Below are 7,158 nucleotides of genomic sequence, written 5' to 3'. Positions count from 1 at the left end.
GGTTTGCGGTGCAGTCGCTGCTGCGCAGCAGCGAGCCCATCGGCCGCCTGCGCGGCCGGGTGCACCAGTACCAGGGCGTGCCGCTGGTGGTGACCTACCACCCCGCCTACCTGCTGCGCCAGCCGATGGACAAGGCACGCGCCTGGGAAGACCTCTGCCTGGCGGCTGAGGTCCTGGAGCAGGGCCCCCAAGCTCGCTGACGCTCGCTGCCCCCCGAGGGGGCGCGTTCCGCCTTGGGGCGGCCCGGCGGCGGAACCTTGAGCCCAGTTACTTCGCCTGCTTCGTCGGCCGCTTCCACCCCGGCACCGTCAGCTGCCGCGCGCGAGAGACGCTGAGCTGGCCGGCCGGGGCGTCCTTGGCGATGGTGGAGCCGCCGCCGATGGTGGCGCCGTCGCCCAGCGTCACCGGGGCCACCAGCACGCAGTTGCTGCCCACGTGCACGTCGTTGCCGATCACCGTGCGGTGCTTGTTCACGCCGTCGTAGTTGGCGGTGATGGAGCCGGCCCCGAAGTTCACCCGCTCGCCCACCGTGCTGTCGCCCAGGTAGGCCAGGTGGTTGGCCTTGGCGCCGTTGGCCAGGGTGGAGTTCTTCACTTCCACGAAGTTGCCGATGTGCACCTCGGCGCCCAGCACTGCGCCCGGCCGCAGGCGGGCATAGGGCCCGATCAGCGAGCCCGGCCCCACCTGGGCCTGCTCGATGTGGCTGAAGGGGTGCACCACCGCGCCATCGGCGATGCGCGCATCGCGCAGCACGCAGTTGGGGCCGATGCGCACGCCGTCGCCCAGCACCACCTCGCCCTCGAACACGCAATTGACGTCGATCTCCACGTCGCGCCCGCATTGCAGGCGGCCGCGCACGTCGATGCGCGCCGGGTCGGCCAGGCGCACGCCGGCGTCCAGCAGCGCATCGGCCACCGCGGCCTGGTGCAGGCGTTCCAGCTGCGCCAGCTCGCGCGGGCTGTTGATGCCGCGCACCTCGATCTCGGCCGGCGCGGCCGAAGCCACCACCGGCACGCCCTGGGCCACCGCCATCTTCACGATGTCGGTCAGGTAGTACTCGCGCTGCGCGTTGTCGTTGTCCAGCGCCATCACCGCGCGCTTGAGCCAGGCGGTGGGCGCGGCCATCATGCCGGTGTACACCTCGCGGATCTCGCGCTGGGCGGGCGTGGCGTCCTTGTGCTCGACGATGGCCTGCACGGTGCCGTCGGCCGCCCGCACGATGCGGCCGTAGCCGGTGGCGTCGGCCAGCGTCACCGTCAGCAGCGCCAGCCGGCTGCCGCCGCAGGCCTCGGCCAGCGCGCGGGCGGTCTCGGCGCGGATCAGCGGCACGTCGCCGTTCAGGATCAGCGTGGTGCCTTGGTCGCCCAGGTGCGGCACCACCTGCTGGATGGCATGGCCGGTGCCCAGTTGCGGCTCCTGCTTGACCATGCTGACGCCGGGCATAACGATTGCCGTTTCCACCTGCTCGGCGCCATGCCCCACGATCACCAGCGTGCCGTCGGCCTGCAGCGTGGCGGTGGTGTCCAGCACCCGTTGCAGCAGGCTGCGGCCGGCCAGCCGGTGCAGCACCTTGGGCCGGTCGGATTTCATGCGGGTGCCTTTGCCCGCGGCCATGATGACGATGTGGAGAGCCATGCGTGAAGCGATGAAGTGGGTGCGGTGGCGCACCGGGGGCCGGATTATCGGTGCCGCCCTGCTGGCCCTGGCCGTCAGCGGCTGCGCCGTGGTGCAACTGGCCTACAACCAGGCGCCGGCCTGGTCGTCGTGGTGGATCAACAGCTACGCCGACCTGGACGACGACCAGGGCCCGCGCACGCGGGAGGCGATCGACGCCTTCTTCCGCTGGCACCGCAGCACGCAGCTGCCCGAGTACGCCGCCATGCTCACCCGCATGCAGGCCCAGGCGCAGGACAACACCAGCGCCGCCGCGCTGTGCCGCTGGGAGCCCGAGCTGCGCCAGAAGGCCGAGGTGGCGCTGATGCAGATGGTGGTGCCCGCGGCCGAGCTGGCGGTGACGCTGACGCCGCAGCAGCTGCGCCACATCGACAAGCGCTACGAGCGCAACAACAAGGAGTTCCGCGAGGAGTACCTGCAGCCCGACCCCAAGGAGCGGCGCGAAGAACTGCTGGACAAGACGGTGGAGCGGCTGGAAAAGCTCTACGGTCGTCTGGATGCGCCGCAGCGCGAGCGGGTGGCGCAGGCGCTGCTGGCTTCGCCCTTCGACCCCGAGCTGTGGAACCAGGAGCGCATCGCCCACCAGCGCGACACGCTGCAGACCCTGCGCAGCCTGAAGGTGGACGGCCGCGCCGTGCCGGCGGCCCAGGCCCAGACGGCGGTGCGCGACCTGATGGGCCGCTGGCTGCATTCACCGCGGCCGGCCTACCAGGCCTACCAGCGCCGGCTGGTGGACTACAACTGCGCCTGGATGGCCGAGCTGCACAACACCACGACGCCGGTGCAGCGCAAGGCCGCGCGCGACAAGCTGCGCGGCTGGGCCGACGACGCCCGGGCGCTGGCCGCCGCGGGCGGTTGAAGCGCAGTCAGCGCGTGGGCACCACCACCCTGCGCGGGCTCACCGCGGGGGTGGGAAAGTCCTTCAGCGCCGCTTCGTACATCAGCGACAGCGACTCCGGGTCGCCGCCCACCAGGCTGTCGTTCACCGCGCGGGTTTCGTACAGCGGCGCGCCGCTGGCACGGTCGCGGATCAGCACCGCCACTTCGCGCTCATAGCGCGGGTTGTCGAAGCGGTAGCCCAGGCCCAGCCCGGGCCGCCAGCCGCCGAAGCGGCCGAAGCCGTAGCCGTAGTTCCACCAGAACGGATCGTCCCAGGGCGCGGTGTCGTAGCGGGTGATGCGGGCGCCCAGCTGGATGGTGACGTCGGCCTTGCCGGCGTCGGCGGCGGGCTTGAAGCCGGCCATTTCCACCGCCGGACGGGCGGCGTCCTCCAGTGCGGCCTGCTGCTCGGGCTGCGAGGCCTGCGAGGGCAGGCGCTCGAACACGTAGGTGCCGGGCGCGCGGCCGGCCGGCCAGGTGCCGTAGCTGCGCACGTCGCTGGTCAGGCTGTTGAACGAGGCGCAGCCGCCCAGTGCCAGCAGCGCCGCGCCGGCGGCCATCACGCGCATGGAGGACGGAAGGTTCATGTCAGCGGTTCCTGGTTCAGGCCCCGGGATGCAGCTTCACCACCGAGGTGGCGGGCGTGCCACAGGGGTCTTCGTCGTCGTCGAAAGCCTTGTCGCCCTGCGGGTCGGCGATGCCGGTGGCCTGCAGCGTGGTGAAAGGGTACAGCTTCCGGTCCATCATGTGTGACGGCACGATGTTGCCCATGGCGGTGAACATGTTGTCGATGCGGCCGGGGTACTGGCGGTCCCAGTCGCGGATCATCGCCTTGATGGTGGCGCGCTGCAGCCCTTCCTGGTTGCCGCACAACGTGCACGGGATGATGGGGAATTGGCGGTCCACCGCATAACGTTCCAGGTCGGTCTCGGCCACGTAGGCCAGCGGGCGGATGACCACGTGCTTGCCGTCGTCGCTCACCAGCTTGGGCGGCATGCCCTTCATGCGGCTGCCGAAGAACATGTTCATCAGCAGCGTCACCACCATGTCGTCGCGGTGGTGGCCCAACGCCACCTTGGTGGCGCCCAGTTCGCTGGCCACGCGGTACAGGATGCCGCGCCGCAGCCGCGAGCACAGCGAGCACATCGTCTGGCCTTCGGGAATCAGCCGCTTGACGATGGAGTAGGTGTCCTGCTCCTCGATGCGGAAGGGCACGTCCAGCGTGGACAGGTACTGCGGCAGCACATGCTCAGGAAACCCGGGCTGCTTCTGGTCGAGGTTGACGGCCACCAGCTCGAACGGGATCGGCGCCCGCTTGCGCAGGTTGATCAGGATGTCGAGCAGGGCATAGCTGTCCTTGCCGCCCGACACGCAGACCATGACCTTGTCGCCGGCTTCGATCATGTTGAAGTCGGCGATGGCCTGGCCCACCTGGCGGTGCAGGCGCTTGGACAGCTTGTTGGCCTCGAAGGCGGCCTTGCGGTCGTGGGCGGTGTCGATGGCGATGTCGCTCATGGCAGTTCCGTTCTCAAGGCTTGATGCCGAAGACTTCCACCCCCACCGCATCGCAGTCGGGGTACACGTCGGGCTTTTCGGTGCTCACGCGGGCCGCGCGCACGCGGGGGTGGGTGAGCATGGCTTTCAGCAGGTCATCGGCCAAGGTCTCCTGCAGCTGGATGTGGCCCTGCTGCACCCGCTCGGCCACGGTGCGGCGGATGAAGTCGTAGTCCACCACCTCGTGCAGTTCGTCGGCGGTGGGCGTGGACTGCGCCAGCGGCACGTACAGGTCGACGTTGATGATCACGCGCTGCTCGCCGCGCTTTTCGAAGTCGTGCACGCCGATGTTGATGTTCACCACGTAGTTGCGCAGGAACAGGCGCCGGCAGCCGGCCAGGTCAGGGTGAAGAAGGTTCATGGCGGCCGATCAGGCGAGGAAGTAGACGTCGCGCGGCTGCGCGGCGAGGTGCTGGCCGCCGTCCACCAGGATGGTGGTGCCAGTGATGGCGGGCGACTCGAGGACGAAGCGCACGGTGCGCGCCAGGTCTTCAGGGGTGGAAGAGCGCTGCAGCGGCGTCATGCGGTGCGCACGCTGGAATTCTTCCTGGTTCATCGGGCCCGAGGGCAGGGTGACGCCCGGCGCCACGCCCACCACCCGCAGCCGCGGCGCCAGCGCCATGGCCAGCATCGTGGTGGCACTTTCCAGCGCCGCCTTGGACAGCGTGTACGACAGGTGGTCGGGGTTGGGGTTCCACAGCTTCTGGTCGAGCAGGTTCACCACGCAGCCGGGCGTCTCGGCCGCGTCGTCGCGCGTGGCCAGGTGCTGGTGCAGCGCCTGCGCCAGCAGGATGGGCGCGGCGGTATTGGCGCGCCAGTGGCGCTCCATCGCGGCATGGCCGAAGCTGGCCACGTCGTCATGCTCGAAGAGCGAGGCGTTGTTGACCACCGCGTCCAGCCGGCCCAGCTGCGCCAGCGCCTGCGACACCAGCGCGCGGCAGGCGGCTTCGTCGGTCAGGTCGGCGGGCAGCACGGCCACGCGGGCGCCCAGCGCCTGCAGCTCGGCCGCGGTGGCGGCGGCTTCTTCACTGGCGTGGTGGCAGTGCAGCGCCAGGTCGAAGCCATGCGCCGCGAGGTCGAGCGCGATGCTGCGGCCGATGCGCCGGGCCGCTCCGGTGACGAGGACAACGCGGCGCGAAGCCATGGTTTCTAGAATGCGTCATGCAAAAAACGGAACCCGCCAGTGTATCGAGCGCGCTGTTGGCGCACTTGCGCCAGGACATCGCGGCCGCGGGCGGCTGGCTGCCGTTCGACCGATACATGGCCGCGGTGCTGTACACGCCGGGCCTGGGCTACTACGCCAACGGCAGCGTGAAGTTTGGCGCCATGCCGTCCTCGGGCAGCGATTTCGTCACTGCGCCCGAGATGACGCCGCTGTTCGGCCAGGCGCTGGCGGTGCAGCTGCGCCAGGCGCTGGACGCCACCGGCACCGACGAGTTGTGGGAATTCGGCGCCGGCTCGGGTGCGCTGGCCGAATCGCTGCTGCAGGCGCTGGGCGAGCGGGTGCGCCGCTACACCATCGTCGACCTCTCGGGCAGCCTGCGGGCGCGCCAGCAGGCGCGGCTGGCCGCCTTCGGCGACCGGGTGCAGTGGGCCACCGAGCTGCCGGCGCAGATGAAGGGCGTGGTGGTGGGCAACGAGGTGCTGGACGCGATGCCGGTGCAACTGCTGCACTTCGACGGCCAGCGCTGGTGGGAGCGCGGCGTGACGCTGGACGCCGCCGATGCGCTGAGCTTTGCCGACCGCGAGACCTCGCTGCGCCCGCCGGTGCAGGCGCCCTTCGTGCCCGGCACCACGGTGGAAATCCATCCGCAGGCCGAAGCCTTCGTGCGCACGCTGGCCGAACGGCTGCAGCGCGGCGCGGCGTTTTTCATCGACTACGGCTTTCCGGAAGATGAGTTCTACCTGCCGCAGCGCACCGGCGGCACGCTGATGTGCCATCGGCTGCACCGCGCCGACACCGACCCGCTGGCCGACCCGGGGCTCAAGGACATCACCGCCCATGTCAACTTCACCGGCGTGGCGCTGGCCGGGCAGGACGCGGGGCTGGAAGTGCTGGGCTACACCTCGCAGGGCCGCTTCCTGCTGAACTGCGGGCTGGCGCAGAGCCTGGGCCAGGCCCAGGCGGCGGGCGACGTGCGCACGCTGGCGGCCGGCCAGAAGCTGGTGGCCGAGCATGAGATGGGCGAACTGTTTAAGGTGATCGGCTTTGCCAAGGGCGAAGCGTTCGATGCCATCGGCTTTGCGGCGGGCGACCGCTCGCACCGGCTGTAGGCGCGCGGCATGCGCTGGCTGCTGGTCTTTCTCATCGCCTGCCTGCTGTTCAACGGGCTGCAGCACTGGCTGGCGCGCATCGGCCTGGGCAAGCTGCCGGGCGACTTCCGCTTCATCCTCTTCGGCCGCGAGTGGTATCTGCCGGTGGCCAGCAGCCTTGTTTTGAGCCTGATTGCGATGGCAGTCGGCTACTTCATTTAGGCCCCAGCCAGCCAGGCCTCCAGCGCCTCCGCCCGCGCCTGCGACACCGCGTTGCCGATGCCCGGGCCCTTGAGGCCGCGCGCCACCGCATCGGCGGCGGCCTGCTTCACGTCCACCGCCAGCACCGTGCGCAGCGCGGCCGAGAGGCGCTCTCGCTGCGGGTAGGGCCGGTCTTCCAGCCCGGTGCGGCCACGCGCATCGCACTCGCAGGCCAGCAGCGCCTGCTCGAAGCGCTCGGGCCGGCGCAGCGCGTCGCAGCGCTCCAGCAGCCGCATCAGCGCGGCGGCGCCGAACTCGCCGCTGCGGTGGATGTTGCCGTGCTCGCCGGCCACCAGCTGCGCCAGCTCGCGGCAGTCCACCGGCACCCGCAACCGGTCGGCCACCTGGGCGGCCAGGCGCACGCTGCGTGCCTCGTGCGCGATGTGGCGCGGCCATTCTTCTGGCGGCGTGCTGCCCTTGCCCAGGTCGTGCACCAGGCAGGCCCAGCGCACCGGCAGCGGCGCCTGCAGCGCGGCGGCGGTGTCCAGCACCAGCATCACGTGCACGCCGGTGTCCACCTCGGGGTGGTGCTGCGGC

The 7,158-nt window shown here is 70.6% G+C and carries 9 protein-coding genes and 1 pseudogene; 4 read left to right on the top strand and 6 right to left on the bottom strand.

What is annotated here, in order from left to right:
• A pseudogene (locus ABNT58_RS01590) lies at positions 1-200 on the top strand (uracil-DNA glycosylase); the annotation flags it as partial.
• A 67-nt stretch (positions 201-267) separates the two neighbouring features.
• Here ABNT58_RS01590 and glmU read toward each other — a convergent pair.
• Entirely contained in the window at positions 268-1,635 is a 1,368-nt protein-coding gene (gene glmU / locus ABNT58_RS01585) for a bifunctional UDP-N-acetylglucosamine diphosphorylase/glucosamine-1-phosphate N-acetyltransferase GlmU (protein ID WP_348751763.1), read from the bottom strand.
• A gap of 10 nt (positions 1,636-1,645) precedes the next feature.
• On the opposite strand from glmU, the gene ABNT58_RS01580 reads away from it, so the two are divergent.
• The gene (locus ABNT58_RS01580; protein WP_348751762.1) at positions 1,646-2,533 is read left to right on the top strand and encodes a DUF6279 family lipoprotein; all 888 of its coding nucleotides are present in this window, start codon (positions 1,646-1,648) and stop codon (positions 2,531-2,533) included.
• A gap of 7 nt (positions 2,534-2,540) precedes the next feature.
• Here ABNT58_RS01580 and ABNT58_RS01575 read toward each other — a convergent pair whose 3' ends face one another.
• From ABNT58_RS01575 to ABNT58_RS01560, 4 genes are read right to left on the bottom strand one after another with little or no spacing between them, the layout of a single operon-like run.
• A complete protein-coding gene (locus tag ABNT58_RS01575; RefSeq protein ID WP_348751761.1) occupies positions 2,541-3,140 on the bottom strand; it encodes a DUF4136 domain-containing protein in 600 nt (199 codons plus the stop codon).
• A gap of 16 nt (positions 3,141-3,156) precedes the next feature.
• Entirely contained in the window at positions 3,157-4,068 is a 912-nt protein-coding gene (gene ttcA / locus ABNT58_RS01570) for a tRNA 2-thiocytidine(32) synthetase TtcA (RefSeq protein WP_348751760.1), read from the bottom strand.
• A 13-nt stretch (positions 4,069-4,081) separates the two neighbouring features.
• Positions 4,082-4,468 carry a dihydroneopterin aldolase gene (locus ABNT58_RS01565; RefSeq protein ID WP_348751759.1) on the bottom strand — a complete coding sequence of 129 codons (387 nt, stop codon included), beginning with the start codon at positions 4,466-4,468 and terminating at the stop codon, positions 4,082-4,084.
• 9 nt (positions 4,469-4,477) lie between these two features.
• Positions 4,478-5,251, bottom strand: a complete 774-nt coding sequence (locus ABNT58_RS01560; protein WP_348751758.1) for an SDR family oxidoreductase — start codon at positions 5,249-5,251, stop codon at positions 4,478-4,480.
• Between the two features lie 17 nt (positions 5,252-5,268).
• Between ABNT58_RS01560 and ABNT58_RS01555 the strand changes: the two genes are divergently transcribed.
• Complete coding sequence (locus ABNT58_RS01555; protein ID WP_348751757.1) at positions 5,269-6,381, top strand: SAM-dependent methyltransferase; 1,113 nt, start codon at positions 5,269-5,271, stop codon at positions 6,379-6,381.
• 9 nt (positions 6,382-6,390) lie between these two features.
• Positions 6,391-6,582 (top strand): DUF2905 domain-containing protein, encoded by a 192-nt coding sequence (locus ABNT58_RS01550; RefSeq protein WP_250198044.1) that lies wholly within the window; start codon positions 6,391-6,393, stop codon positions 6,580-6,582.
• Here ABNT58_RS01550 and ABNT58_RS01545 read toward each other — a convergent pair.
• The coding region (locus tag ABNT58_RS01545) for an HD domain-containing protein (protein ID WP_348751756.1) at positions 6,579-7,158 on the bottom strand (580 nt) is incomplete at its 5' end. The genes ABNT58_RS01550 and ABNT58_RS01545 overlap by 4 nt on opposite strands.

The sequence above is a fragment of the uncultured Aquincola sp. genome, assembly GCF_964001545.1.
Classification (GTDB): Bacteria; Pseudomonadota; Gammaproteobacteria; order Burkholderiales; family Burkholderiaceae_C; genus Aquincola.
The sequence above is the reverse complement of the archived record's forward strand: the minus strand, read 5'-3'. Positions and strand labels throughout refer to the sequence as shown.

Excerpts from the sequence above, each read along its gene's own strand:
- ABNT58_RS01560 (WP_348751758.1), bottom strand. The coding sequence starts at position 5,251 with ATGGCTTCGCGCCGCGTTGTCCTCGTCACCGGAGCGGCCCGGCGCATC.
- ttcA (WP_348751760.1), bottom strand. The coding sequence starts at position 4,068 with ATGAGCGACATCGCCATCGACACCGCCCACGACCGCAAGGCCGCCTTC.
- ABNT58_RS01555 (WP_348751757.1), top strand. The coding sequence starts at position 5,269 with ATGCAAAAAACGGAACCCGCCAGTGTATCGAGCGCGCTGTTGGCGCAC.
- ABNT58_RS01565 (WP_348751759.1), bottom strand. The coding sequence starts at position 4,468 with ATGAACCTTCTTCACCCTGACCTGGCCGGCTGCCGGCGCCTGTTCCTG.
- glmU (WP_348751763.1), bottom strand. The coding sequence starts at position 1,635 with ATGGCTCTCCACATCGTCATCATGGCCGCGGGCAAAGGCACCCGCATG.
- ABNT58_RS01575 (WP_348751761.1), bottom strand. The coding sequence starts at position 3,140 with ATGAACCTTCCGTCCTCCATGCGCGTGATGGCCGCCGGCGCGGCGCTG.
- ABNT58_RS01550 (WP_250198044.1), top strand. The coding sequence starts at position 6,391 with ATGCGCTGGCTGCTGGTCTTTCTCATCGCCTGCCTGCTGTTCAACGGG.
- ABNT58_RS01580 (WP_348751762.1), top strand. The coding sequence starts at position 1,646 with ATGAAGTGGGTGCGGTGGCGCACCGGGGGCCGGATTATCGGTGCCGCC.